Here is a 25,001-nt window from a genome sequence, read left to right on the forward strand (position 1 = left end):
GGGTCAGATCAGATACCGTCACCAAATTCGTGCAGGCCACATTCGCGCTTAAGACCGAAAAAGCGCGTATCCTGCTCACTCATTCCTTCCTGCAGCGCCCGGGTAGTGTGCCAGTCGCCAATAGACACATAACCCTCATCCCACAACGGGTGATACGGTAACCCGTGCTCCTTCAGGTAATAGTGTAAATCCTTATTGGTCCAGTCGATGATCGGGTATACCTTGATTTGCTGACCGCTGCGCTGCAGTACCGGCAGCTTTTCCCGCGAATCAGACTGACTTCGGCGCAAGCCGGCAAACCATGTGCCAGCTTTCAGGTCATTGAGCGCCCGCTGCATTGGGGCGACTTTATTCATACGGTTATACTGCTCTATTCCTTCCAGCCCCTTTTCCCACAACCTGCCAAAGCGGGCTTCCTGCCACGCTGACGACAATTCCGCACGATAAACGTGCAGGTTAAGACCCAGCTTTTCGGTCATGTCATCAATAAAACGATAGGTTTCAGGAAATAAATACCCGGTATCCGTTAAGACGACCGGAATATCCGGCCTGGCCTGCGTCAGTAAATGCAACATGGCTGCCGACTGCGCGCCAAAACTGGATGACATGATGTGCGTACCAGGAAGATTGGACAGGGCCCACTCAACCCGCTGCGCTGCGGTCATGCTTTCCAGCATGACATTCGCCTCACGCAAGTCTGCATCGCTAAGCAGTTGCGGTGTATTTTGTAGCACGCTTTGAGCAGAACTAGTCATAAAAGTCTCTTGCCGAATCAATTACCGGTTTCACAATATTGTTGCGGATGACAAAGTCGCCAAAGCCTTCCGAGGCTTCACGCTCAGACGCCCAGCGGCCAATCAGCTCATCCAGAATCTGCATAATCTCATCGTGGCCGATGTTTTCGCGGTACATCCGTGGAATACGCGTACCTTCGCGGTTGCCCCCCAGATGCAGGTTATATTTACCCGGGCCTTTGCCTACCAGTCCCACTTCCGCCAGCATTGCCCTGCCGCATCCGTTCGGACAACCAGTCACCCTGAAGATAATGCTGTCCGTCGCGACGCTGTGCTTTTTCAGCAACGCTTCCAGGTCTGTAACCGCATCAGGGAGATAACGCTCTGCTTCTGCCATCGCTAGCGGACAGGTTGGCAGAGAAACACAGGCCATCGAATCTTTACGCTGTGCTGAAATATCGTCTTGTAGCAGGCCATACTGTCTTGCCAACGCTTCAATCTGCTGTTTTTGTTCTGCTGGCACGCCAGCAATAATCAGGTTTTGATTCGCGGTCAGTCGAAAATCGCCCTGGTGTACTTTAGCAATTTCCGCACAGCCCGTTTTCAGCGGCTTACCCGGATAATCCAGGATGCGACCGTTTTCAATAAACAGGGTTAAGTGATATTTGCCGTCGATACCTTCAACCCAGCCAAACCGGTCTCCCCGGCCTGTGAACTCGTAGGGCTTGCTGGGCGCAAAGGTGATACCCGCGCGCTTTTCCACTTCTGCTTTAAAGTTTTCAACCCCTACACGCTCAAGCGTGTACTTGGTCTTGGCATTTTTCCGGTTTACCCGGTTACCCCAGTCACGTTGTGTGGTCACGACGGCTTCTGCTACTGCCAGCGTGTTATCCAGACTTATAAACCCGAAATCTGTGGCTTTACGGGGGTAGGTACTGGTATCCCCATGCGTCATCGCAAGGCCACCACCAACCAGTACGTTAAAACCAATCAGACTGCCATTTTCAGCAATGGCAACAAAATTCAGATCGTTGGCATGCACATCCACATCATTTTGCGGTGGGATCACCACGGTTGTTTTAAACTTCCGTGGCAAATAGGTATCACCCAGAATGGGTTCAACGTTGTCTTCCGTACTTTCTACTTTTTCACCGTCGAGCCAGATTTCCGCGTACGCTCTGGTTTTCGGCAGCAGATGTTCACTGATTTTTTTTGCCCACTCGAATGCCTCAACGTGAACTTCCGACTCAACCGGATTAGACGTGCACAGAACATTACGATTGACATCACCGGCTGTCGCGATCGAGTCGATCCCCGCCTTGTTCAGCGTCTGGTGCATAAGTTTAATGTCGGGTTTTAACACACCATGAAACTGAAACGTCTGGCGGGTAGTCAGACGAATACTGCCGTACAGGGAGTGGTCATTGGCAAACTTGTCGATAACCAGCCACTGTTCGGGCGTTATCACACCGCCGGGCAAGCGCGCACGCAACATAACGTTGTGCAGCGGCTCCAGCTTTTGTTTAGCGCGCTCTGCGCGAATATCGCGATCATCCTGCTGATACATGCCGTGAAAGCGGATAAGCTGAAAATTGTCGCCATTAAATCCGCCGGTCAGCGAGTCGTTCAGATCCGCCTCGATGGTGCCCCGCAAATGACGGCTTTCACGCTTAATTCTTTCGTTGTCGGCCAGCGGACCTTCGACAATAAATGGTGTGTTTTCATTACTCATCAGTACACATCCTTCTGATATCGTTTTGCCTTGCGCAGCTCAACAACATACGCTTTCGCCGCTTTTTCATCTTTTTTGCCGTGTGTTTTGATGATCTCAATCAGGGCATTCTCTACATCTTTTGCCATGTGCATGGCGTCGCCACAGACATAAAAGTGGGCACCGGCTTCGAGCCAGTCATAGACCTCTTTGCCCTGCTCAAGCAATCGGTGCTGCACATAGATTTTGTCCTGCTGATCGCGGGAAAATGCCAGTGATACACGATCAAGCACGCCGCGCTTAACATAGTCCTGAATTTCAACCTGGTACAGAAAGTCCTGAGTAAAGTGTGGGTTACCGAAAAACAGCCAGTTTTTACCTTCTGCTTCCTGCGCATCACGTTCCTGCAAAAAGGCGCGGAATGGTGCGATGCCGGTTCCCGGGCCGACCATGATGACCGGCGTAGCAGGGTTATCAGGCAAGCGGAAGTTGTTGTTTGCTTCCACATACACTTCCACCTCTGCATCGTCTTCCAGATATTCGCAGAGGAAACCGGATGCCCCGCCCTGGTGACGGTATCCAAATGCCTGATAATCGACATGCGCCACCGTCAGATGAACCTCTTCCTCAACTTCACGCTGACTGGATGCGATAGAATACAAACGTGGCGTCAATGGTCGCAGCGCATCCACCAGTTGCTGGGCAGAGATTGCGCCAGGGTGGTCACGGACGACATCAATAATCTGACGCGACTCAAGATAGGTTCTCAGCTTTGCTTTGTCAGCCAGCAGTGCAGCAAGCGCTTCTGACTGCGTGGCTGCCTGATAGGTCTTCACGAAAGTCGGGTAGCTTAGGGTTAGCTCCAGCCTGGACGTCAACGCCTCGCGCAGGGTCATCGACGTATCCTGCACTGTCACGGTTTCATCGCCGTTCAATGACAACGTGGTCAGGAAAGCCTCGACCAGTGACGGCGCGTTTTTGAACCAGACACCCAGTGCATCGCCCGGCTGATATTGGATCCCAGAGTCAGACAAATCAATTTCGATATGGCGGATATCTTTAACCGAATCTCGCCCTGTGATTTTTTGCGATGTCAGCAGTGACGCCTTAAACGGCGCTTTCTTGGTGTACGTTTGCGTGGCCGTTGTCACCGCCGCGCCTGTCCGCGTCGCAACAGCGGCGCCGGTCGCGGACGTAAAATCGTCCGCGATGGCTTTTAGTACACTTTCGCTCCAGCGTTTTGCCTGGTCTTCATAATCAACATCACAGTCTGCACGACCGATGATGGCTGTCGCACCGGCACTGGCCAAGCGCGAATCGAAATCCTTGCCGGTCTGGCAGAAAAACTCATAACTGGAATCCCCCAGCCCCAGTACCGCGTATTTCAGCGCAGGTAATTTCGGCGCTTTTTTGCTTCCCAAAAACTCATGCAGTTCTATTGCATCATCCGGTGCATCGCCTTCCCCATGGGTACTGACGAATACAGCCACATGCGTTTCCTGTTTGAGCTGACGCGGTTTGTAATCGGCCATACTGACCAGTTTGCTGTGAATACCCGCCGCATCGGCCTGTGCCTGCATTTGCTGAGCCAGCGCCTTAGCATTACCGGTTTGCGACCCGTAAAGGATAGTAAGATGCGATTGTTTCCCTTCACCTGCCTGCGGCGACGCTTCACCGGCAGGCACACCACCGGCTGCCAGACCCGCGGCGTAACCACTGACCCAGGTCAGTTGCTGACTGTTTAATCCGGACAGCGCCTTAGTAATAGCGTTCCACTGTTGCTCATCCAGGATATTGCCTGGTGCATAGGTGTTGGATGGATTCTGTGACATAACTCGTTAGCCTTATTGCGATGGTGTAAGGCTAACGAGTTTGAGAGTGATACGAAAAGAATAAATAAAACTTTTTTATTACTTAACGTACTTAGTGTTTAAAAATGGACTTCCAAACCGGCAAATACACCATCAAATTCCATGTTGGCATAAATGTCGTCGAGATCTTCGATATCTATTTCAATATTCCGGTATCCCAGTTGCACTGTCATATCGACCGCCATGCTCTCAATAAATGAATAGGCCAGCGCGACCTGATAATCACTCAGTGAATGACCGTCAAATGACAGGTAGCTGCCCTCAGCGTAAGCAGACAGCCCAGAAAACGGAATACCTACCTGAACACGCGAATACAGCATCGGAATGATGCCGGAGAAGTCCCCGGTGGCGCTCTCATTGGTCTGCGTATCCTCCAGCATCATCGTGCCATCGATATATTTTCCGTTCAGACCCACATCAAAACTGACCACATCATTATCGAACAATTCATAGTACAGAATAAAATCTGTCGACGTTATGTCAGACAAGGCATTGACTTCGGTACTTGCCGTGTAGGTGACGCCTTCGAATTCAACGTCGGTACTGAGTGTCGTCAGGCCATTGGTATCCAGTGTGGTGTGATTTACCTTCAGGTTCGGAATAAATGGCACCGGATGTTCAAATGCGATGTAAAACACACCGGTTGTCTGGTCTTTAAAATTAAAGTCAGCCGCGTCATTATTACTTGCAAACCCGCCGCTGGTTGAGGTATCCCAGCCCTGAGCCCCTGCATACACACCCAATACGGTATCTGCGTGTGCTGAAGAGAGTGAAAATGCACTGCCAAGCAGTGCAGCAAGAATGAGCTTTTTCATAGTTATCCTTGATTAAGTAGTTCAGTCAGCTCTATTAGAGCAGCGTTCGCACGTGAAATATAGTTCGCCATTACTAACGAGTGATTAGCAAGCATACCAAAACCACTTCCATTCAGAATGAGCGGGCTGTATACCGTCTGCTGGGTAGCCTCGAGTTCACGAATGATTTGCTGCAGACTGACTCTGGCATTTTTATCTTCCAGTACATCCGCAAAATCGGTTTCCACCGCCTTCAGAAAGTGTAGCAGTGCCCAGGTTGCTCCGCGCGCCTCATAAAAGTTGTCATCCAGCTTCCACCAGCTGGTTTTGACAATACGCTGTGATGCTGTCGGGGTTGACTGGCGCGCCTGTTTATCGCCCGCCAGGTCAGTGTTAATCTTCGCCGATGCGACACTGGCACTGAGACGCTGAGAATAACTACCGAGGCGCTTTTCAACCTGTTTCAGCCATTCACGTAAATTGTCTGCGCGGGTATAGAACTGGCTATCGCTGTTGCTTTGATTACTAAGCTGTGCCCGGTACTCTTTAATAAACTCAATGCCATCTTTGTAATAGGACTCAGCAGAAGGAAACAACCAGCTGCGGTGGTTCATATTGAACTGTGGCTGCGCCTTGGTCAGTAACGGGTTCTCGACAGACTGGGACTGCGACCGGCTGAGATCTTTGCGCATGGAGTAGGTCAGGTCTCTGACCATTTCCAGCACACCAAACTCCCATGCCGGCATATTATCGAGAAACAGGCTCGGTGGTGTAACATCGTTTGACAGATAACCGCCAGGCTTGGTCATCAGGGTTTCAGCCACTTCAATCATGGCGGTTGTCATCGTAAAACCTGCGACATCACGGGCCTGAAAGTCCGTGGCGGCGGCCTGGGCCTTTTCATTCACATCGAAGGTGTCTGGTTCAAAGCTCCACACTACACCAATAAGCCAAAAAACAATGACCAGCACCAGGGCGGCCGACCATATCCACTTCGCACTAAAAGATGGTTTCGTCATGAATGCAACTTTCCTCTGTCTGACAAAATTGCCGGTGCGACGGCACCGGCATGGAATAACAATAGCATATCAAATACGATACTTGATGGAGGGTGTTCAGGATTAATGTGCTGTTGCTGAACGCCTGTGCTGCACCAGCGCAATACAACCGATAACCAGTAACAGAGGCCAAAACGCACTGATCCCGACCGCCAGCAGTGCAATCATACCCGCAAATAAACCGATAAACAGTGCGCCTGCCAGGCTAATTGCAATGATAAACCCCACGATAACCAGAACAACGGCAACGCCACTCATCACCAGCACACTCTCTAACGGGTTTAGCAGGTCATCCGCCATCACAATATGCATGTCAAAAATGTTGTCTGCCAGAGCACCTAATCCGTTTATCAGAATGATGCCAATGAGCAGTGCGATAAATAGGTTTTTCATGATGACTCCCGCCTGATAAAAACGTTAGTGGTGCCGATACTGTGACCCTGCTTTGGTCAGAAGGACCAGCGGGGCAGCAAAAATACGGCGGCCAGGTAAGCAAGCAAGGTGATACCGGGTAGCATAAACGCTGCAAATACGGCTGCCGCGCGCACCCAGACACTGTCCACTTCAAGATACCGCGCTACGCCGGCACAGACGCCTGCAATAACGCCACGTTCAACATCACGGTAAATTCGCTTATCTGTAGGTACGTTCATGTTCATTCTCCCACTGTAATAAGTTGGTCAGAGACAGTGCAGCCGTTAAGCTGCACGTTTCTTTTTCAGTGCCTCAAGTTCCTTTTCAACGGCATCATTACTTTCCAGTGCCGCGAACTGTGCAGTCAGCGAATCCTGTTCTGTCGCTGGCTTGCCAACATAGTCGTAGGCGTCAACCTGTGATTCCAGGTAATCAATACGCTGCTCATACTGTTCGAACCGCTGCATTGCATCGTTTATTTTGTTGCTGTGTTCGACTTCGCGGGCTTTCAGGCGTACTGACGCCGATTGCTTGCGCGTTACCAGGCTTTTTTGCTTTGCCTTCGCTTCTGCCAGTTTGGCCTGTAAACGACCGGTATCTTCCTGAATTTTCTCAAGCAGCTCACTGTAGTGCGCGCGCTGATTTGCCAGTTCTTCGGCTTTACCAACATACTTTTGCTTTTCGGTCAGTGCTGCTCTGGCAAGTTCCTCACGTCCTCTGTCCAATGCCAGCTCTGCTTTTTCCTGCCAGGTTGCTTTTTCTTTTTCACAACGCGCCAGGTTACGGTCAATGTGCTTTTGCTCTGCAAGATAGCTGGCGGCCTGCGATCTGATCTCAACCAGGGTCTCTTCCATTTCCTGAATAATCAGACGAATCACTTTTTCAGGATCTTCTGCCTTATCCAGCATTGCGTTGATATTCGCCTGTACGATATCGCTCATTCTTGAAAACATGCCCATGTCGTTCTCCTCAAGTGTCGTCTTATGGAACAGTTACCAAGACTTTTACAATTGGCATGCCAACTTTTAACCAATTGTTTTATAATGATTTTTTAATTCTCTAGCACAAATAAGCGGTAACACTAAAAAGCATGGGATGATTATTTGGTCATTTTGACCACGCCGGTAGCCAAAATGACTATTGGCAATTTTCAGGCGCAACAGGCCGGTATAAGAATCACAGTGACAGGGATAAAAGGAAGACAAAAAAAAGCAGATAACGTGTGCGGTTATCTGCTTATCTGGAAGGATTGTGTAGAACGGAACTTTTGCGACTGCTTTTTTAGCGTGCTATGCACTCTACTGCTGGCAAAGACTAACGCGGCAACAGCAAAAGAGATCACAGGAATCAACAAAACAAATAACAGACTCAGCGGCGCAGCCATAGTATCTACTCACCTGCATCCGTTTCATCTTCCTCGTTTTTCTCAGCAACAATATCGGTAACACTGACGCGCGTCGCTACCGTGCTGGATTCCAGTTCAAACATGTGGCTGGTATTCGCCACCAGCGTTCTGGCATTGTTTTCCAGTTCTGCAGTAGTCATTGCAACGGCCTGGCTAACCAGTTTACCAAGCAGGTTTTCCAGTGCGGATTCCTGCGCATTGACCTGAGTACTGACTGTGCCAAGTGCCAGTGTAGACAACAAAATAAGTGATGAAGCTTTCATGTGGTTACCCTCTTGGTATCGTCAGTAACACCATGTCACTAACTTACCAACAGGGATTGCGAGAGCTGTGCCAGCTTTGAAATTTAATTTAACCTATTGTTTTAATTATATTTTTAAAATACCAAAGAAAAAATAAGATAATTACACCAGCATCACAAAATTAAAAATTGGTATATTTGACCACAGTAATAGCGCTTTCAACCAACTTTCGAAGCCTGAAACGCACTCACTTCTTTTTGTGCCGATTCGACAGCATCCAGAGCATTCATCAGCAAGTCCGGATCCGGGTTTCTTCCGGTCCCGTTCTGACTGAGATAACGCCGCCAGATGCGGCCTCCAGGCTGCCCCTGGTAAAGACCCAGCATATGTCTGGCGACATGCCAGGGTCGGAAGCCCTGTTCAGTCTGACGTTCAATGTAGGACTGCATGGCCAGCACGACGTCACGACGAGCCGGTTTAACTGCCTCAGTCATCCTGAACAGTGCACTATCGACATCAGCGAGCAGATACGGATTGCCGTATGCTTCTCTGCCAACCATTACGCCGTCCACGTGTGAAAGTTGCGTTGTCATCGCTTCCAGGGTTGTCAGTCCCCCATTGATACTGATGTGTAAATCGGGGCGCGCCGCCTTGAGGGCATGTACCCGAGGGTAATTGAGCGGTGGAATTTCACGATTTTCTTTGGGACTTAACCCCTGTAGCCAGGCTTTGCGGGCATGCACAATAAACGTGTCGCAACCGGCATCTGCAACCACTGAGATAAAATGGGCGAAATCACTGTCTTCATCCATATCGTCAATGCCAATACGGCATTTGACCGTAACCGGAATATCGACTGCATTTTGCATTGCCGTAACACAGGCTGCGACTACATCAGGCTCTGCCATCAGACAGGCACCAAAGCGTCCGTTTTTTACGCGGTCAGACGGACATCCAACATTAATGTTGACCTCGTCGTAACCCCGCGCCTGCGCCATTTCGGCACAACGCGCCATATCTGACGGATCGCTGCCGCCAAGCTGTAACGCGACAGGGTGCTCCTCGTCGTTAAACGCCAGGTAATCACCCTTCCCGTAAATCAGCGCCCCCGTGGTCACCATTTCCGTATACAGCAGCGCCTGTGAGGACAACTGACGCAAAAAATAACGGCAGTGACGATCTGTCCAGTCGAGCATTGGCGCAACGGAAAAACGGCGGTGATGATCAATAGCAGGCAAAACAACGGTCCTCTGATTGGTGCAAATGGGGTGCGCAGGTCACGCGGGCGCGGATTATACCATCATTAAACACGATGTGAATGCGCATATTTTATACAAGACATAATAAAAAAGCCGTCATCAGGACGGCTTTTAACAGATTGCACCACGCGCTTAAATCAGACCAAGATGGGCGGCATGGTACTCGAGATGCTCATCAATAAAGCTGGCAATAAAATAGTAGCTGTGATCATAGCCGTCATGCATATTCAGCGTCAGCTGAGTGTCTGACTTCTGTGCGGCACTGAGCAGCGCTTCCGGTTTAAGCTGTTCGTGCAGAAACTGATCGCTCGTCCCCTGTTCAACCAACAGCGGGATCTCATGCTTGTGCTCAGCCAGCAACAGCGCAGCATCATACTGTGCCCACACCGCCTGGTCATCGCCCAGATAGGCTGACAGCGCCTTTTTGCCCCACGGACAATCTGACGGATTAGATATCGGGCTGAACGCCGATACTGAGACATAGCGATTAGGGTTTCTCAGACCAATTACCAGTGCGCCATGTCCTCCCATCGAGTGGCCACTGATTGCACGTTCCCGGGTTACCGGCAATGACGATTCAATCAGCGCCGGTAATTCTTCGGTAATGTAGGAATACATCTGGTAGTGCTGTGCATAGGGTGCCTGCGTGGCATTGACATAAAACCCGGCACCCAGTCCAAGGTCATAGGCACCGTCAGGCGCATCCGCTACCCCTTCACCGCGCGGCGACGTGTCGGGCGCAACAATCGCCATTCCAAGCTTGGCCGCCAGTTTCATGGCACCCGCTTTTTGCATAAAGTTCTCATCGGTACAGGTCAGCCCTGAGAGCCAGTAAAGCACAGGTACAGGATTTTCCTTCGAGGCAAACGGTGGCAGATAAACCGCAAAGGTCATCTGGCACCGGGTGGCCTCAGACTGATGCTGATAGCGCCGGTGCCAGCCACCGAAGACTTTATTTTCACTCAGCAGTTCCATTATCCCTCCGCTTGGTCGTAATAGATAACGCTACGGATGCTCTTACCTTCATGCATCAGGTCGAAGGCCTCATTGATCGCTTCAAGCGGCATGGTATGTGTAATAAACGTTTTAAGCGGGATCTCGCCATTCAGGTACTGCTCAACAATGCCAGGAAGCTGGCTTCTGCCCTTCACGCCACCAAATGCCGTACCGCGCCAGACACGTCCGGTCACCAGTTGGAAAGGTCGTGTTGAAATTTCCTGACCAGCACCGGCAACACCGATGATGACCGATTCACCCCATCCTTTGTGACAGCATTCCAGCGCAGAGCGCATCACGTTGACGTTACCGATACATTCAAAGGAATAGTCGACGCCACCGTCAGTCAGTTCAACGATGACTTCCTGGATAGGCTTGTCATAATCTTTCGGGTTGATCACGTCGGTCGCACCCAGCTGTTTCGCCAGTTCGAACTTATCCGGGTTAATATCAATAGCGATAATACGTCCCGCTTTTGCCATAACTGCGCCAATAATGGCCGACAGACCAATACCACCCAGCCCGAATACAGCGACGGATGCCCCTTCTTCAACTTTCGCCGTGTTCAGTACCGCGCCCATACCGGTGGTCACGCCACAGCCGAGCAGACAAACTTCCTCCAGCGGCGCTTCCTTGTTGACTTTGGCCAGCGAAATCTCAGGTAATACGGTGTACTCAGAAAACGTCGAGGTGCCCATGTAGTGATAGATGGGCTGACCATCCTTACTGAAACGCGTTGTGCCATCCGGCATCAGACCTTTACCCTGAGTTTCACGAATCTTACCGCAAAGGTTGGTTTTACCGCTTTTACAGAACTTACACTCTCCGCACTCCGGGGTATAAAGCGGGATAACATGATCGCCCACACTCACACTGGTTACCCCCTCACCAACTGACTCGACAATACCGCCACCCTCGTGGCCGAGAATGCTTGGGAAAATACCTTCCGGATCCTCACCAGACAGGGTGAATGCATCGGTATGGCACACGCCTGTTGCAAGCAGCTTTATACGCACTTCGCCCGCTTTGGGTGGTGCCACTTCAACCGTTTCAATTGACAGAGGCTTGCCGGCTTCCCACGCTACTGCAGCCTTACACGTGATGGTTTTACCCTGCATTTTCATCTCCTACGTGTGATTTTGATTAATCAATCAGTAAACGGCGTATCGGTTTTTAGATCAACATCGTTTACACTAACGGCCTATTTTCTGAGGTGAGTACGATGATCAAGCCAATTATTCATCACATTATTGGTGCCATTTCGATAACTATTTATTTTTTCAACACGCTGTGTTGGGCAACCCCAATTTTCATTTTTTCAGTCTTCAAACTGATCCCGATAACGCCATGGCGGCGCTTTATTTCGCATATTCTGGATGGCTGCGCCACCAGCTGGATTGCCGTCAACAACCTTAATCAGCGCCTGACCAGCAATACCCGCTGGCAGGTCGAAGGCCTGAGTCAACTGACACCGAAGGACTGGTATCTGGTTACCGCGAATCACCAGTCATGGGTGGATATTCTGGTGCTTCAGCGGATTTTCAACCGCAAAATTCCGTTTTTGAAGTTTTTCCTCAAGAAAGAACTCATCTGGGTACCGGTACTGGGACTGGCCTGGTGGGCACTCGATTTCCCGTTTATGCGCCGCTACAGCAAATCATTTCTGGCTAAAAACCCGCATATGAAGGGTAAAGATATGGAAACCACCCGCAAAGCCTGTGAAAAGTTTCGTCACAAACCGGTCTCCATTATGAATTTTGTCGAGGGCACGCGATTTTCAAAACAAAAGCATGATGCCCAGGGTTCCCCGTTCAGACATCAGCTCAAACCACGCGCTGGCGGTGTCGCTTTTGTCCTGTCAGCCATGGGAAATCAGCTTCACAAGCTGATTGATGTGACTATCGACTACCCGGGCGGAGTGCCCTCATTCTGGGATTTTGTCTGTGGTAAAGTGAAGAACATTAATGTTCATATCATGGTCACGCCGATTAAGGACATTGTCAGCCAGGGCTTTTTTAATGACGATTATTTTTCCAATCCCGAAACTCGCGCACGATTCCAGCAATGGCTTAATGAGCGCTGGACGCAAAAAGATCAGTTACTCGATACGATGAAAGCAGTGAAGTCACCGTCATGAGAATGTTGTTGTCACCGTTTATTTTCATTATTCATACCTGTCTGCAAATCCTGAACCTGGCCCTGTGGGGCGGGCTGATCATCCTGTTTGGCCTGATTAAACTGGTCCTGCCGGTAAAGGCAATTCGCACGGTTTTACAGGCACTGATGCATTTCTTCATGTTTTGTTTTGGAAAATGCAGCGTGTTCTTTATTCAGCTGTTTAATCCGGTGTCTTTTGATATACGGATTGACGGTACACTCAGCAAAGAACACTGGTACCTGATCATTGCTAACCACCTGAGTTATCTTGATATCATCCTGCTGATTGAATTTGCGGCAACGCGGATCCCGGCGCCCAAATTCTTTCTCAAGCAGGAACTTATCTGGATGCCCTTTGTTGGTCTTGGCGCATGGGCACTTGATATGCCGTTTATGCGTCGCTACAGCCGTGCTTATCTTCAGAAGCATCCGGAAAGGAAAGGTAAAGATCTGGAAACCACCCGCGCTTATTGCGAGAAATTCAAAACCACACCGACCACCGTGATTAACTTTGTTGAGGGCACACGTTTCACGCCTGAAAAGCATCGCATGAAAGCCAGTCCGTTTCGTCATCTTCTGCCCCCCAAGGCAGGTGGTGTCGCCTTCACACTGGCGGTCATGGGTGATTTATTTACCAATGTGCTGGATATTTCATTGTTGTACCCCGACAACGCGGATCATCCGATGCTGGCCATGCTTAGCGGGCAGATGAAACGCATCGTGGTCGACGTGAATGTGTTGTCGGTACCCGACAGAGCCGGCGACGAGCCTGCCGCAGACGATGATATGCGTCAGTATTTCCAGAGCTGGCTCAATACACACTGGACAAACAAGGACGCGCGCATCGCGCAATTGCTGGAGCAATAATGCAAATGGAAACTGAACAGCTCACCTCGTCAGTACGCCAGGGTTTTGTTGACCTGGTTGCTACAGCCCTGCCCGGACTGCAGGAAGACAGCGTACTGTTCAACGTACTCGCGGTCACTACCATCCTGGTAATTTCTGCGCTGGTATACGGCATCGCCCGGCTGTTTATCCGCCCGCAGGTTGCCGCATGGATAGTACGGTCGGAAGCAACCTGGGATGACGGCCTGCTGCGACACGGCTTCTTTCGCCGACTGTTTCACTTGCTGCCGGCACTGTGCATCGTTTTACTGACCCCCGCACTGATCCATTCCTCGCCCTTACTGAATGCCGTCCTGACCAAGGGTGCCATGCTGTATATGTTGTTTACGGCATTGCTTGCGGTGTTTGCCCTGCTCAGCACGCTGGAAGATGTGTATAACGCATCATCCATGTCGAAACGCGCACCGATTACCGGCTTTATTCAGGTGATTAAGCTGATCCTTGCGATTCTGGTGGTCCTGCTGAGTATTTCGCTGGTTATTGATAAAAGCCCGCTGATTATTGTTTCCGGACTGACCGCCATTGCCGCAGTATTACTACTGATTTTTCGGGACACTATTTTGGGATTTGTATCGGGAATACAGATTGCCGCCAACCGGATGTTTAATACCGGAGACTGGATCCAAATGCCGAAATACGAGGTCGATGGTGAAATCATTGAAATAGGCCTGACCAACGTTAAAGTGCAAAACTGGGATAAAACAATCTCAACACTGCCCACCTACAGTCTGACCAACGAGGCGGTCAAAAACTGGCGCGGCATGCAGGAATCTGGCGGCCGGCGTATCAAACGCGCCATTAATATCGACATACACTCAGTCCGGTTATGCGACGAGGCGATGCTGACCCACTTCTCTGAAATCCGGCATATCAAAGCGTACATCCAGGATAAAGTCAGAGAGTTGCAGGCCTATCACAAAGACAATGACATTGACGCGTCTGATTTGCTCAATAGTCGTCGCCTGACCAATATTGGTACATTCAGAGCCTATCTGGAAGCCTATCTCCGCAGACATCCCGCTATCAATCATGATATGACCCTGATGGTGCGTCAGTTGCCTCCCACCGAACTGGGATTACCGCTCGAGATCTACTGTTTCAGTGCGAAACAGGAATGGACAGAATACGAGAAAGTTCAGGCAGATGTGTTTGACCATATTATGGCTATGCTGCCGCAGTTTGAATTACGCGCCTACCAGCGCGACGGCCATCTCGACCTGCTAACCAGAAACACACTGCCATCTGGCAGCGCAGATTAATAAAAAAGGCGCCTTAGCGCCTTTTTTTGAGTTATGCGAGAGCGTAGCCCATCATCAGAAATACAACCAGACCGGATACCCCGAAAAAGCCATATTCAATTTTTTCCTGCATGCCTTTGCTGCCTTCTGCAGACGACATGAAGCCCATGATGATACTGCTCAGACCCAGCGTAAATGCGACCAGCGCTACGCCGAACATGATTGCATTAATCCAGTCAGCCATTATTAAATACCCCCTATGCGTCATTGCGCGTATTATGCCTAAAACGCAGAGAAATGCGAAGTCTCTGTAGCATTCTGTGAAATAAAATGCATACGTTTTGATCTTGGTCAATTTGACTATTTTGTTAAGTCTTTCGCTACTCAGTGTCGAAAAATAATCACATCACATGGCACAGAGAAAACTCAACCCATTGTTTTCTATAACTTTTAAATTTTGGCCTGCCGTTTGCTGAAAGTACCGAGACTACGACGAGACATATTCGAGGACATTATGAAACGCATTGTAAGCACAGCGGTATCGTTAATCGGTTTATCGGTCGCATCACAGGCGCTGGCCCATGACAACTGCAATATCAACCTGGACGGTAACGTTGAATACCACAAAGGTCTGCTCACCGTTGATATGGAAAATGGCAGCGTAATGACAATCTCTCAGGATCACACGCTCACCATCAACAACCAGGTGCAGTCGCTTAATGCGGAGCAACAACGATGGGTAAGCCAGTATTACCAGCATGTGGATGAAGCCATCCCAATGTCACTGAGTATTGCTGCTGACGGTATTGCGCTTGCCAGCACCACCATTAACGATGTATTTTCCGAGCTTTTCGGTGCCGATAATGACGTGACCATGGAGTTTGACGATCTGTTTACAGAAATGTCCGAAGAGATGGACCGCGCGTTTTATGACGCTGACGGCAATATCCGCATCAGTACCCGGGAGCTGGAAGAAAACGAATGGCTGGAAGGCGGCTGGGAGTCGCAGTTTGAACAGCGCATGGAGTCAGCGATCAGTCAGTCAATGGGTAAAATACTCATCGCCCTGGGCACCCAAATGCTGTGGGAAGGCGGCGATATGGCAGCCTTTGAAGAGAAAATGGAGCGCTTCGGTGACACCATTGAACAACGTGTTGAAGCGCAGGCACTCCAGCTTGAGGACAAAGCCGAACAGCTGTGCGCCGTGCTGGCAAAAGCAGAGGAAGCAGAAAACGAGATGCAGCGCACTATTCCAGGTCTTGAAGACCTCGACATGATGGACATTAATTACCGCCCGTCAAAGATGTAAAGCCTATCCCCTCGTGCTAGCCTGTTACCCGGCAATCGTCAGGTAACAGGCTTTTTTATGCATACTCCTTTTCTCATTTGCGGTCACGGCTGGCTGGGGCAACACCTGTCTTCGGCCATCAGCACGGAGGCCAGCATCAGCGGTACAACCCGCTCACAGGAAAAAGCGAACTCACTGCGCACGCGCGGCATCCAGGCAATACCGTTTAGTCTGGGTGATGACGCCAGTGAGGTGGCAAAGGCAGCTAAAGACGCGGTTGTCATTCTGAATATTCCTGCCGGGCGAAAAGCCACCGAGCACACAACATACCTACAGGACATGGCAGACTTAACAGAAGCCATAGCCACAGCGGGGCCCGCACACGTTATCTTTATCAGCACAACGTCCGTTTACGGCGCTGATGGCGAGGGAACGGTGACAGAACGCAGTCCACTTTGCCCAGATACGCCATCAGCAGAGGCAAACTGCAAAGTAGAAGCGATGGTGACACAGACATTGCCTGATCACTTCAGTATTCTGCGACTGGCAGGTCTGGTGGGGCCTGACCGGCACCCGGTAAAATTTCTGGCAGGCAAAACCTTAGAGGCAGGCAATAAAGTCGTCAACCTGGTATACATCGATGACGTGATACAGGCTATCCGCCGTCTTGCCGGGATTGGCCCGGTTTGCCGTGCACTGCATTTAGCGGCCACCGACCACCCAAAGCGTGGAGAGTACTATCCGGCGATTGCACGCGCTATGCAGTTGCCTGAACCTATATTCTCAGACACCGACGCAGTGCCAACGGGTAAATGTGTAGATCCCACAGCGACGCTTGAGACCCTGTCAATGACACTGGCGTACCCCAGCCCGTATGATATGACGTGATGGTATAGCGGCGGCGCCGGGCTACGCCGGCGCCGGTGTCAACCGCGTGCCTAGCCGAACAGGCTGACACCAAAATATTTAACGGCGACGGTGTTGATGAAAATCACCAGCAGAATGGCGGGAATGAAGGTTCCGACCGATACATCGACGTACCTTTCAAACCATGTGCCCTTGTACCCGTCTGCGCCCTCTTCCAGCGCACGGTTAAAATTGGCTTTCTTCCAGCGATAAATCACGAAGATACAGATTAAGAATCCATTCAGCGGCAGAATCGTTTCATAAAATACGTCATAAATGATATCGAAAAACGACTTCGACTGACCGGCATACTGCGTGAATGAGGTCAGGCCTTCAACATAGCCAAACGACAGGGCGCTGAGCACAGCCAGGGCAATCATGACCACACCCAGAACGAACAGCGCAGTCTTGCGGCCCACCCCTTTTTCATCCATCAGAGCAGCTACCGGTACTTCAAAAATGGAAACCAGTGAGGTAATGGCAGCAAAAAACACCAGCAGGAAAAACAAACTGGCCACAACTGACGCCCCTGTGTAACCAATCGAATCCTGCAGTGCCAGGAAGATTTCCGGCAGGTAATTAAAAATCATGCCAATTGACGATTCACTCAGTTCTGCCGGATTGGTGTCAGGATTGAATGAAAAAATAGCCGGCAGAATCATCAGACCCGCCGTAAAGGCCACTGCAGTATCTGTCAGCGCGACCAGTTTGGAGGAATTTGGCACATCGGCATTTTTATCGATGTAGCTGCCGTAAGTCAGCAATATACCCATCCCTAACGACAGCGAGAAAAAGGCCTGCGACAGCGCACCATTAACAACCGGCGCGGTAATTTTAGAGAAATCAGGGATAACGTAGAACTTCACCCCCTCAATGGCGTTGTCCTGGGTCAGAACAAATATCACCAGGCCAATCAGCATGACAAAAAGTGACGGCATCAGTAATTTGGCCGCTTTCTCAATGCCTTCTTTTACCCCGCCCTGCAGGATCAGATAGACAATGCCAACGACCACCGCCATGTAGATAAAGATGGAAGGAGAATTGATGAACGTACCAAAGGTATCCGCGTTCGCCAGCGTGTCCAGATTGCCGGTAGCCGCTTCAAACAGATACCCAAAAATCCACACCGTAATGACCATATAGAAAACGGCAATCATGAATGGCGTAATAATGGACAGCCAGCCTGCCAGATTCCAGAAGGAGGAATTGTTACCAATCGCCTTATACGCCCCCAGTGGATCTTTTCTGGCATGTCGTCCTACGGACATTTCAGCCATCATCACAGGCAGACAGATGGCAAAAACGAAAATGGCATACATCACCAAAAATGCACCACCGCCATTTTTTGCAGCTCCTACCGGAAAACCCACCAGATTACCTATACCAACTGCAGACCCTGCTGCTGCCAGAATAAATCCAATGCGCGATCCAAACTGTTCTCTGGCCCCGCTCATAACCCGCTTCCTCTTGTTGTTCTGTCATTTCTTATTATCGGGATGGCGATTATGCGCAAAAAGAACCGACCCTGTCGATTAAAACTGCACTGATGCCACCTTTTCATACCAGGTGCGGCCAGGAAGCAAAGAAGGAAGGGAGAGTCCAAACAGAAACCTTCCAACCGCATGGATGCGGTTGGAGAGCCCCCATGGATGGGTTCACGGCGTGTTTCTGTTTGGACTCTCCCTTCCTTCCTGTTGCCCGACTGCCGTACAACCTTCCACGCATGTTAGCAATGGCAACAGTAAATGTCTTGGTGCTTACCGCAGACAATGGAAAGGTGGGCGTATCACCAACTTACCACTTTGCCGTCCCAGTCAATGAAATGAGGACTATCTTCCGTCTCAAGCGTTGCTATGTGAGTGAGCAGTTGCTTCGCTGTGAAGTCAGGTTCAAAGAGCTTTTCAGGCTTCACGTTCTTTTGGAATGGCTCGGAGAGTCCGGTATCAACTGTACCCGGGTGATAACACACCAGCGTAGTATTTTTGGTACGTCGGCGGTATTCAACGGCAGCGGTTTTTACCATCATATTCAGCGCAGCTTTGGACGCGCGATACCCATACCAGCCACCAAGCCGGTTATCACTGATACTGCCCACCCGCGCACTCAAAAAGACCAGCGTGGCGTTATCCGCGACTACGCTGACAAGATGCTTTAACCACAGTGCAGGCATAATGGTATTGACTGAAAAATACGTAGCCAGTTGTGTCGCATTGAGTTCTTCCAGCTTTTTTTCCGGAAATATGGCGTGGCCGTCGACGTCACCATGCAGCATACCAATGGTGCAGACAGCCAGTTCCACGCTCATGCCGTCGTCTTTCAGATGTTCAATAAAGTCCGCGATGCTCCCTTCATCACCACTGTCCAGCGCACGTGCGATAACACTGTCAGGCCATGAGGCATCCCGCTGTCCGGACCGGGATAAAGCGAAAACGCGCCGCCCGGCTCCGGCAAGCTGCGAAACCAGTGCGCGTCCGATTCCGCCAGACGCACCAATGACCAGACTGACTGTACTCATGATGTTCCCCTTTTGTCACTGCCGGATGGTTTCTGACCGGTGGCTATTTCACAGGTTTCACAGCCGCGCTTTTGCCCGGTCAGCCAGTAAGATATGGTGTAGCGGTGTTTCGCAAAAATGGTATAGAACCAGTCGGCGACAGGTCTTATCAATGGCCAGCGCAGCGGCGCATACAACCAGCCCACGCCCACCGCTTTCCACGCTGCATGTGTTGCGTCAAGGCCGCTTACCAGCGTGCCATCATCCAGTTGCACATGAATACGGTTATTCAGTGCGTCCCAGTCCAGCCCCGGGAAGTCCTCGCTAAATCGCTCTGACTGAATGTCTACCATCGTCAGTACGTTGCTATGGTCCCGTTTGCGCAAGTGGCGCATTTCCGCCCGGCATAAAGGACAGTGCCCATCGAAGAAAATGTACATAAAAGCCTCTTTTGACTATAAGTCATGCCCTATTACGATAAAAAAACTGATGCGGATGACTTGAACTCTGTTGTGCTTATACCCACACTCAGCGAAACAGTCACTTTTCGGAAAAACAGTTATGTCGACATCGCAAACAGCCACGTTAGGTGGCGGCTGCTTTTGGTGTATTGAGTCAGCGTTTAACAGTGTGGACGGCGTTATCAGTGCCGTTTCCGGCTATGCCGGTGGTAGCGTTAAGGATCCCAGTTATGAGCAGGTGTGCAAGGGCGATACCGGCCATGCAGAGGTGGTCCAGGTAACGTTTGACCCGGCTAAAATCCAGTACCGTGAAATTCTTGAAATCTTCTTTGCATTACACGATCCGACACAACTGAACCGGCAGGGTAATGATGTTGGTACTCAGTATCGTAGTGCCGTGTTTTATCACGATGACGAACAGCGTCATCAGGCAGAAGCGATTATTGAAGAGATCATACGTGACGAAATCTGGCCCGACCCGGTGGTAACAGAAGTCACCCCACTGACAGAGTTCTATCCGGCTGAGGATTACCATCAGAATTATTTCAAAAACAATCCTCAGAACCAGTATTGTGCCATGGTCGTTGCCCCTAAGCTGGCAAAATTTAAAAAGACATTTGCCAGCCGTTTACGCAACGGCTAAACACCGACGGGCCCCAAGCGGAGCCGGCTATCACCGGTCCCGCTGGTGTGTTTCATCAGCCATCTTACAACGCTGGCGTAAACCAGCGCTTGTCCATGTCCACAGAAAACAACAACGGTGCCATCTGTTCATATGCGCTGCGGGCAGACTCACACTGAATATTCTTCAGGTAGTTCTTTTTCCATGGGTCGTTAATCAGCCACAGCGTATTGTCAATAACAACCAGCCCCTCGATAGAGGCATTGTCCATCACCTCGTACGTATCACACTGGCCGCTTGTGTCTTTGGTGGGCGCCAAAAACTGCATAGGTACCCTCACCGTGTCATGCGCACCGTCCACCGGCGTTACCCATAGTTCATTATCATTGCGCGCGGCTGACAGCAAAAATGCGCGCTGACTGGCTGGGTCACGATACCAGGTCAGGCCATTGACAGGGTGATTACCTGATGAAAATCGCGGTAACGGAAGCCGGGTATCCGTCACGACCGCGAAATCATCGGATGCCCAGAAATCGTCTGACAGGGTTAATGAAAAAATGCGCGGCTGGCCGGCGGCATCTTTTTCCAGCCCCAGATACAGCGTACGGTCATCAGCCAGTGCCATACCCTCAATGCCGTCATTTGGGAAGTCACCTACCTCATAGGCAAGAGGAAACTGCACAGGACGAACGTGTGTCATCATCATATTGCCACTTTGCTGGCGCTCGAGGCGCACCAGTAGTGTCGGGTAGTCCGTTGAGCCGGTATTTTCAAAGCGACTCTGGCAGCGCATCGACAAGGCGCCGGTGCGCGTGGCATCTTCAGTGACGGTGTAGAATACATCCGGGTTCTGTGGGTCAACCACCAGCGCTTCCAGGTCCGGCTCATCCTGCAGATAGCCGGAAAAGCAACTGCGCCGGACCCGGCTGGCCATGGCAAAGGCCGTATCGTCTGACTGATATACTGCAGAGGCCGTATCAATAGCGTGCAGCTTCCTTTGCATGTGCTCTGCCGCACTGCCGTCAGAAAGGGTATACAGAGTCTGACCCACAGCGGTTAATCCGGATGTCTGTGGGTCCGGCATGACATTACCACTGACGTCGGTGATCCAGAGCCCCATTGCCTTTACGACATTATCCTCAGCAGCCTCAGGCGCAATAGCAGCCTCTGTTTTACTGTCGCTACACCCTGTTCCAAGCAATGCCAATAACAGAACCAGACCCGTTCGCTTCATTGTCTCTCCGAATAAAAATCAGGGTTAATTCAAACTGGCGCAAGTATATCTGCGACGCAGACATCACTGCAAATCCGCGCACCAATCTGGTCGTCACCGATCTCCCCTGCACCGTATACAGCCTTAATTTTACAGGTTATCGTAGTAGTTTAACCATCAGATCACAGAGGGTACTCTCCCCACTATGTCACTTCCTGCAGTGCTGGCCGGACCGATTGTTCGCCGGGTAACAAAAAATGAATGTCACCTCTGGCTGGTAACGCGTGCGCCGGCAACGCCCGACATTAAAATACAGTTCGGCGGCATCACACTGAGCAGCAAGACACAGGTGACCTCGCTGGCAGTGGGAGAACGGGCCCATATACAGTTAGTTTCAGTCACGCTGGACTCGCCGCTGGAAGCTGATCGTCATGTGAATTACGTGCTCTCTTTTGCCGAGCCGGATCTGCATCACTCCTGGTGTCAGCAAAAAAACGCGCTGCTTTACCCTGGCCAGCAGGAGCTGGGTTTTCGCTGGGCGCCACACCTGACCCATGTGCTCCACGGCTCATGTCGTAAGCCACATCATCATGAAACAGACGCACTGACCCGCGCCGACCGGATGCTGGCTGACTCACTGGCTGATAATGGCCCCGCCCCGGATATCCTGCTGCTGACCGGCGACCAGATTTATGCCGATGATGTTGCCGGCCCTACCCTGCAGGCTATCAGTCAGGTTATTCGGCTGCTTGGGTTAAAAGAGGAAGCACTGGAAGGTGCAGTAATCAACGACAGTAGCGCCCTGCATGAACATCCTCACTGTTACTACGAACGTGAGCAGTTGTTGCCTAAAATCGCCACCAATACGGCCCTGTCAAAGCTGTTTTTCGGTGCAAAGAAGAAGCCGGTATTCACGTCAGTGAATGCGCACAATCATCTGATTACGCTAAGCGAAGTACTGGCCATGTATTTGCTGAACTGGTCAGATACCCTGTGGGAACGTGTACGGTTTGATATCAACGCGATACCTGCTCAGCATCATGAGCGCTTCCGCCGTGAACAGGCTGCGGTAACGTCCTTTATCAACACCCTGCCCGCCGTACGCCGGGTGCTCGCTCAGTTACCTACCTACATGATTTTTGACGACCATGATGTTACCGACGACTGGAATCTGACCCGCGGCTGGGAAGAAGAAGTTTACGGACACCCTCTGTCTAAACGTATGGTCGGTAATGCACTGCTGGGGTACCTGCTATGCCAGGGCTGGGGGAATAATCCCGCTGTTTTTTCAGAGCTGCTGCAGTCAGTTTCGTCTTTTCTCGCAAGCAAAGAGACCGACGCGCATAACGCCATCATTGATGCGGTATTCGATTTCGAAACATGGGGATATCAACTTGACACCACCCCGCCGGTGCGCGTGCTGGATACCCGAACCCAGCGCTGGCGCTCAGAGTCCAGTGCCAACAAACCGTCGGGTCTGATGGACTGGGAAGCATTGTGTGAGTTTCAGCAGTCAGTAATTGGTAAACAAACTGTCATCCTGGTATCCGCAGCCCCGGTTTTCGGCGTGAAATTCATCGAGACGGTCCAGAAAATTTTCACCTTCTTCGGCAAGGCCCTGACCGTGGACGCAGAGAACTGGATGGCCCACAAAGGCACCGCCAATGTCATCCTGAATATCTTTCGGCACAAACGCACACCGCCAACCTTTATTATCCTGTCCGGTGATGTCCATTACTCGTTTGTTTACGATATCAGGCTGCGATTCAGAAAACACAGCCCGCGTATTTTGCAGTTTACCTGCTCGGGCATTAAAAACGCGTTTCCTCCAACGCTGATTTGCTGGCTGGACAGATTCAACCGCTGGTTGTACTCCCCGCATTCGGTGCTGAACATTTTCACACGCCGACGCGACATGAGTGTGAGCCCCCGCGATCCGGTCCCCGGTCAGGGCGAATTACATAACGGCAGTGCCCTTGGACTGCTTGTCCTCGATAAAAATGGAAAAGAAGTTGCCTGCAGACTTTTATGTGGCAACGGAGACACGATAGAATTCCCCAACTCTTAATTCTGTCTCAGAGGTTTTTCATGAGTGATGGCGCGCTTTCTATCGGTCTGTTTTACGGGTCGACTACCTGTTACACCGAAATGGCCGCAGAAAAAATTCAGGCTCAGCTGAATGACCTGTTTCAGGCACAGGTTGTCGAAATTCATAATATTCAGGATGTCTCACTCAGCCAGACTGCCCGTTATGACATTCTGATTTTCGGCATTTCAACCTGGGATTTCGGCGAGCTTCAGGAAGACTGGGAATCACACTGGGATGACGTTCATCAGCTGGATTTGTCGGGCAAAACCGTCGCGTTGTTTGGACTGGGTGATCAGTTAGGCTACGCCGACTGGTTTCAGGATGCTTTGGGTATGTTGCATGACGCGATTGTACCGTCAGGCTGCAAAATCATTGGCAAGTGGCCAAATGAAGGCTACGAGTTTACTGCGTCGAAAGGTCTGACCCCGGACGGTAAGCACTTTGTCGGGCTGTCACTGGACGATGAAAACCAGTTTGATAAGACCGATGATCGCATCAGCGACTGGTGCCATCAGTTGCTAGAGGAGCTCAGTGAATAAAGGCAGACTGCATCAGGCATACTATCGCAATGGCAACAGCCACCGCGATGGCGCGGATGTCAGCTTTCAGGACATTCGCAAGCTGTTTAATTTTGCCAGTATTACAATTGGTCGCTGGGTCACGGCGCAGGAACAACAGATAGCCGCCAATCTGTTTTTCGACGCACTGTACGATCTGATCGATATCCTTAACGTCAACGAGCAGGTGCTGTCACTGAACGGCACACTTTCTCTTGCCTTCGGCAGTGGCGGAGATAAGCATGCGAGTGCCCACTATAACAGTGCAAAACGACAACTCGCGCTGGCTAAAAACGCTGGCGGCGGCGCACTCGCCCATGAATGGTTTCAAAAACGGTAGGTATATTTTTATATATATATTTTTGTACCTTCACTCCTTGAGTCTTGCTTTCAGATTTACTATATATAGAGCATATACTTTTTTGTATCTATGACTCATGCCACATGACAGTGTTTTGAAAATCAGATTGTAAACCTCCCCTAAACTAGTGACATACCTTTTTAGAGTTCTTCGGCGTACACTGAGCCAAGAAGGAGAACTCCTGATGAAAAAGTCCCGATACACAGAAACACAGATCGTTAAGAT

Annotated in this window: 25 protein-coding genes and 1 pseudogene; 9 read left to right on the forward strand and 17 right to left on the reverse strand. The window is 50.6% G+C overall.

Annotated elements, in window-relative coordinates; translation table 11 throughout:
* Nucleotides 1-8: 8 nt before the first annotated feature.
* The 12 genes from AB1N33_RS15815 to AB1N33_RS15870 all read right to left on the reverse strand — a co-directional run bounded on the left by AB1N33_RS15815 (nt 9) and on the right by AB1N33_RS15870 (nt 11,602).
* The gene (locus tag AB1N33_RS15815; protein ID WP_411272535.1) at nt 9-755 is read right to left on the reverse strand and encodes a phosphoadenylyl-sulfate reductase; all 747 of its coding nucleotides are present in this window, start codon (nt 753-755) and stop codon (nt 9-11) included.
* On the reverse strand, nt 748-2,466 hold the full coding sequence (gene cysI / locus AB1N33_RS15820) for an assimilatory sulfite reductase (NADPH) hemoprotein subunit (RefSeq protein WP_411272536.1): 1,719 nt from the start codon (nt 2,464-2,466) through the stop codon (nt 748-750). Before cysI ends, AB1N33_RS15815 begins: the two co-directional genes overlap by 8 nt.
* On the reverse strand, nt 2,466-4,277 hold the full coding sequence (locus AB1N33_RS15825; protein WP_411272537.1) for an assimilatory sulfite reductase (NADPH) flavoprotein subunit: 1,812 nt from the start codon (nt 4,275-4,277) through the stop codon (nt 2,466-2,468). The genes cysI and AB1N33_RS15825 overlap by 1 nt, the downstream gene beginning before the upstream one ends.
* 98 nt (nt 4,278-4,375) lie before the next feature.
* Nucleotides 4,376-5,131: a TIGR04219 family outer membrane beta-barrel protein gene (locus AB1N33_RS15830; protein ID WP_411272538.1), complete on the reverse strand. Its 756-nt coding sequence runs from the start codon at nt 5,129-5,131 to the stop codon at nt 4,376-4,378.
* Between the two features lie 2 nt (nt 5,132-5,133).
* A complete protein-coding gene (locus tag AB1N33_RS15835; RefSeq protein ID WP_411272539.1) occupies nt 5,134-6,129 on the reverse strand; it encodes a DUF2333 family protein in 996 nt (331 codons plus the stop codon).
* 102 nt (nt 6,130-6,231) lie between these two features.
* Complete coding sequence (locus AB1N33_RS15840; RefSeq protein WP_411272540.1) at nt 6,232-6,561, reverse strand: hypothetical protein; 330 nt, start codon at nt 6,559-6,561, stop codon at nt 6,232-6,234.
* 56 nt (nt 6,562-6,617) lie between these two features.
* Nucleotides 6,618-6,821, reverse strand: coding sequence for a PspC domain-containing protein (locus AB1N33_RS15845; protein ID WP_411272541.1), 204 nt, complete (start codon nt 6,819-6,821; stop codon nt 6,618-6,620).
* 45 nt (nt 6,822-6,866) lie between these two features.
* Complete coding sequence (gene pspA / locus AB1N33_RS15850) at nt 6,867-7,541, reverse strand: phage shock protein PspA (protein ID WP_411272542.1); 675 nt, start codon at nt 7,539-7,541, stop codon at nt 6,867-6,869.
* Nucleotides 7,542-7,971: 430 nt separating this feature from the next.
* On the reverse strand, nt 7,972-8,250 hold the full coding sequence (locus tag AB1N33_RS15855; RefSeq protein ID WP_411272543.1) for a hypothetical protein: 279 nt from the start codon (nt 8,248-8,250) through the stop codon (nt 7,972-7,974).
* Between the two features lie 197 nt (nt 8,251-8,447).
* Nucleotides 8,448-9,467, reverse strand: a complete 1,020-nt coding sequence (gene dusA, locus AB1N33_RS15860) for a tRNA dihydrouridine(20/20a) synthase DusA (protein WP_411272544.1) — start codon at nt 9,465-9,467, stop codon at nt 8,448-8,450.
* Between the two features lie 153 nt (nt 9,468-9,620).
* Nucleotides 9,621-10,463 carry an S-formylglutathione hydrolase gene (gene fghA, locus AB1N33_RS15865; RefSeq protein ID WP_411272545.1) on the reverse strand — a complete coding sequence of 281 codons (843 nt, stop codon included), beginning with the start codon at nt 10,461-10,463 and terminating at the stop codon, nt 9,621-9,623.
* A complete protein-coding gene (locus AB1N33_RS15870) occupies nt 10,463-11,602 on the reverse strand; it encodes an S-(hydroxymethyl)glutathione dehydrogenase/class III alcohol dehydrogenase (protein ID WP_411272546.1) in 1,140 nt (379 codons plus the stop codon). Before AB1N33_RS15870 ends, fghA begins: the two co-directional genes overlap by 1 nt.
* A 104-nt stretch (nt 11,603-11,706) precedes the next feature.
* Between AB1N33_RS15870 and yihG (AB1N33_RS15875) the strand changes: the two genes are divergently transcribed.
* Genes yihG (AB1N33_RS15875) through AB1N33_RS15885 form a run of 3 tightly spaced genes read left to right on the forward strand, consistent with a single transcriptional unit; the run spans nt 11,707 to nt 14,806 of the window.
* The gene (yihG, locus tag AB1N33_RS15875; RefSeq protein WP_411272547.1) at nt 11,707-12,621 is read left to right on the forward strand and encodes a 1-acylglycerol-3-phosphate O-acyltransferase, YihG family; all 915 of its coding nucleotides are present in this window, start codon (nt 11,707-11,709) and stop codon (nt 12,619-12,621) included.
* Nucleotides 12,618-13,508 carry a 1-acylglycerol-3-phosphate O-acyltransferase, YihG family gene (gene yihG, locus AB1N33_RS15880; RefSeq protein WP_411272548.1) on the forward strand — a complete coding sequence of 297 codons (891 nt, stop codon included), beginning with the start codon at nt 12,618-12,620 and terminating at the stop codon, nt 13,506-13,508. Before yihG (AB1N33_RS15875) ends, yihG (AB1N33_RS15880) begins: the two co-directional genes overlap by 4 nt.
* Nucleotides 13,508-14,806, forward strand: a complete 1,299-nt coding sequence (locus AB1N33_RS15885) for a mechanosensitive ion channel family protein (RefSeq protein ID WP_411272549.1) — start codon at nt 13,508-13,510, stop codon at nt 14,804-14,806. Before yihG (AB1N33_RS15880) ends, AB1N33_RS15885 begins: the two co-directional genes overlap by 1 nt.
* A gap of 31 nt (nt 14,807-14,837) precedes the next feature.
* Here AB1N33_RS15885 and AB1N33_RS15890 read toward each other — a convergent pair whose 3' ends face one another.
* Nucleotides 14,838-15,029, reverse strand: coding sequence for a hypothetical protein (locus tag AB1N33_RS15890; RefSeq protein WP_411272550.1), 192 nt, complete (start codon nt 15,027-15,029; stop codon nt 14,838-14,840).
* Nucleotides 15,030-15,299: 270 nt separating this feature from the next.
* Here AB1N33_RS15890 and AB1N33_RS15895 point away from each other — a divergent pair, with 270 nt between their 5' ends.
* Nucleotides 15,300-16,094, forward strand: coding sequence for a DUF2884 family protein (locus AB1N33_RS15895; RefSeq protein ID WP_411272551.1), 795 nt, complete (start codon nt 15,300-15,302; stop codon nt 16,092-16,094).
* 57 nt (nt 16,095-16,151) lie between these two features.
* The gene (locus AB1N33_RS15900) at nt 16,152-16,961 is read left to right on the forward strand and encodes an NAD-dependent epimerase/dehydratase family protein (RefSeq protein WP_411272552.1); all 810 of its coding nucleotides are present in this window, start codon (nt 16,152-16,154) and stop codon (nt 16,959-16,961) included.
* Between the two features lie 50 nt (nt 16,962-17,011).
* Here the strand turns inward: AB1N33_RS15900 and AB1N33_RS15905 are convergent, their stop codons facing one another.
* The 3 genes from AB1N33_RS15905 to AB1N33_RS15915 all read right to left on the reverse strand — a co-directional run bounded on the left by AB1N33_RS15905 (nt 17,012) and on the right by AB1N33_RS15915 (nt 19,913).
* Nucleotides 17,012-18,433 carry a sodium-dependent transporter gene (locus tag AB1N33_RS15905; protein WP_411272553.1) on the reverse strand — a complete coding sequence of 474 codons (1,422 nt, stop codon included), beginning with the start codon at nt 18,431-18,433 and terminating at the stop codon, nt 17,012-17,014.
* A 332-nt stretch (nt 18,434-18,765) separates the two neighbouring features.
* The gene (locus AB1N33_RS15910) at nt 18,766-19,494 is read right to left on the reverse strand and encodes an SDR family NAD(P)-dependent oxidoreductase (protein WP_411272554.1); all 729 of its coding nucleotides are present in this window, start codon (nt 19,492-19,494) and stop codon (nt 18,766-18,768) included.
* On the reverse strand, nt 19,491-19,913 hold the full coding sequence (locus tag AB1N33_RS15915) for a thiol-disulfide oxidoreductase DCC family protein (protein ID WP_411272555.1): 423 nt from the start codon (nt 19,911-19,913) through the stop codon (nt 19,491-19,493). Before AB1N33_RS15915 ends, AB1N33_RS15910 begins: the two co-directional genes overlap by 4 nt.
* Before the next feature lie 121 nt (nt 19,914-20,034).
* Here AB1N33_RS15915 and msrA point away from each other — a divergent pair, with 121 nt between their 5' ends.
* On the forward strand, nt 20,035-20,577 hold the full coding sequence (msrA, locus tag AB1N33_RS15920) for a peptide-methionine (S)-S-oxide reductase MsrA (protein ID WP_411272556.1): 543 nt from the start codon (nt 20,035-20,037) through the stop codon (nt 20,575-20,577).
* Nucleotides 20,578-20,641: 64 nt separating this feature from the next.
* Here the strand turns inward: msrA and AB1N33_RS15925 are convergent, their stop codons facing one another.
* Nucleotides 20,642-21,790, reverse strand: coding sequence for a hypothetical protein (locus AB1N33_RS15925; RefSeq protein WP_411272557.1), 1,149 nt, complete (start codon nt 21,788-21,790; stop codon nt 20,642-20,644).
* Nucleotides 21,791-21,974: 184 nt separating this feature from the next.
* Between AB1N33_RS15925 and AB1N33_RS15930 the strand changes: the two genes are divergently transcribed.
* The 3 genes and pseudogenes from AB1N33_RS15930 to AB1N33_RS15940 form a co-directional block, all read left to right on the forward strand.
* On the forward strand, nt 21,975-23,837 hold the full coding sequence (locus tag AB1N33_RS15930; RefSeq protein ID WP_411272558.1) for a metallophosphoesterase family protein: 1,863 nt from the start codon (nt 21,975-21,977) through the stop codon (nt 23,835-23,837).
* Between the two features lie 20 nt (nt 23,838-23,857).
* Complete coding sequence (fldB, locus tag AB1N33_RS15935; protein WP_411272559.1) at nt 23,858-24,397, forward strand: flavodoxin FldB; 540 nt, start codon at nt 23,858-23,860, stop codon at nt 24,395-24,397.
* A pseudogene (locus AB1N33_RS15940) lies at nt 24,390-24,743 on the forward strand (CLCA_X family protein); the annotation flags it as partial. The gene fldB and the pseudogene AB1N33_RS15940, both read left to right, overlap by 8 nt.
* Nucleotides 24,744-25,001 lie beyond the last annotated feature (258 nt).

The sequence above is a fragment of the Alteromonas nitratireducens genome (genome assembly GCF_040812025.1).
GTDB classification, from domain to species: Bacteria; Pseudomonadota; Gammaproteobacteria; order Enterobacterales; family Alteromonadaceae; genus Alteromonas; species Alteromonas nitratireducens.